General features: G+C 68.4%; 1 protein-coding gene. It reads left to right on the forward strand.

Annotation, left to right across the window (positions count from 1 at the left end):
- The first annotated feature begins 48 nt into the window (after positions 1-48).
- The gene (locus ACZ63E_RS46045; protein WP_465342629.1) at positions 49-1,239 is read left to right on the forward strand and encodes an IS30 family transposase; all 1,191 of its coding nucleotides are present in this window, start codon (positions 49-51) and stop codon (positions 1,237-1,239) included.
- The last annotated feature ends 8 nt before the right edge of the window (positions 1,240-1,247 follow it).

A 1,247-nucleotide genomic window follows, 5' to 3' on the forward strand; every position in this document is an offset into this window, starting at 1 on the left:
GCTTGGGTTCTAGTGGCCGTTGCAACACCTGAGGTGAGAGGTGTTGCCATGACCGGAAACCGTCGTCGTTGGCTGTCCCGGGACGTCCGGGTGGCGTTCTGGGACCAGCTACGAGCGGGACTATCCGTAGAACGAGCCGCGGTGGCCGCGACCGTGTCGCCGGCCAGCGGCCGGCGGTTGTTCGAGCAGGCTGGCGGCGTGATCACCAACGCGCCGCGGGCCTGCTCAGGCCGCTACCTGTCCCTGGACGAGCGGGAAGAAATCATGATCCTGCACGCCCAGCACCTGCCGAACGCCGAGATCGCGCGGCGACTGGGCCGCCACCGCGCCACGATCGGGCGGGAACTGGACCGCAACAGCACCACCGCCGGCTACCGGGCCAGCACCGCCCAGCACGCCGCCGAACACCGCGCAACACGACCGAAAACCGCGAAGCTGGCCGCTGACCCGATCCTTCATGACCGGGTCCAGCAGGACCTGCAAGCCCGGTGGTCGCCGGAGCAGATCGCTGCCAGGCTGAAGCGGGACTTCCCCGACCAGCCAAGGATGCACGTGACCCACGAAACGATCTACCAGGCGATCTACGTCCAAGGCCGCGGCGCGTTGCGCCGCGAGCTCGCCGCGTGTCTGCGCACCGGACGAGCCGTCCGCAGACCCCAGCGCACCCCCGACGGACGCCGGACCCGCCAGGGCAAGATCGCCGGGATGGTCCCGATCTCCGAACGGCCCGCCGAGGCCGCTGACCGGGCGGTGCCGGGGCATTGGGAAGGCGACCTGATCGTCGGCAAAGACAGCGGTTCGGTGATCGGGACCCTGGTGGAGCGCACGACCCGGTTCTGCCTGCTGCTGCACCTACCTGCGGGCAAGGACGCCGCTGCGGTGGCCGAGGCGATGATCACAGTGATCGGTGGGTTGCCGCAGCAGTTGCGTCGGTCGCTGGCCTGGGATCAGGGCACCGAGATGGCCCAGCACGCCCGGATCACGATGGCCACCGAGATGGCGATCTATTTCTGTGATCCGCATTCGCCCTGGCAGCGTGGTTCGAACGAGAACACCAACGGGCTGCTGCGTCAGTATTTCCCCAAAGGCACCGACCTGGCCGTCCACGCTCCTGCCCGGTTGGCCGAGGTCGCGGCTGAGCTCAACGGCCGTCCCCGCAAGACGCTCGGCTGGGACACCCCAGCTGAGCGACTCAACCAGCTACTGTCCACGCAGGAGCCTGTTGCGACGACCGCTTGAATCCACCC

The organism is Amycolatopsis sp. NPDC104819, assembly GCF_055583145.1.

Excerpts from the sequence above, each read along its gene's own strand:
- ACZ63E_RS46045 (WP_465342629.1), top strand. The coding sequence starts at position 49 with ATGACCGGAAACCGTCGTCGTTGGCTGTCCCGGGACGTCCGGGTGGCG.